1 pseudogene is annotated in these 207 nt (G+C 59.9%); it reads right to left on the bottom strand.

What is annotated here, in order from left to right:
* A pseudogene (locus HMPREF2952_RS04465) lies at positions 1 to 207 on the bottom strand (RHS repeat protein); the annotation flags it as partial.

Below are 207 nucleotides of genomic sequence, written 5' to 3'. Positions count from 1 at the left end.
CCGTCTGAAAGCGGGGCGGCTTCTTTTTTGGGGACGGGTTGTCCGCCCAGCTGCGCCATCAGTTTGGCGGCGAGGGTAGCGTCGTCGCCGAATTCGCGCTGTTCAATCAGTTCGTTGCCGGCATTGTAGCGGTAGCCGGTGAGCTTATGGTCGAAACCGCTTTCAGCAATCAGTCGGTCGAGGATGTCGTAGGCAAAGCGGTAGCGC

Origin of the sequence: Neisseria sp. HMSC068C12 (genome assembly GCF_001814095.1) — a bacterium.
In the GTDB taxonomy this organism is placed as follows: domain Bacteria; phylum Pseudomonadota; class Gammaproteobacteria; order Burkholderiales; family Neisseriaceae; genus Neisseria; species Neisseria perflava.
Note: the sequence above shows the minus strand (reverse complement) of the source record. Positions and strands in the feature narration are given on the sequence as shown.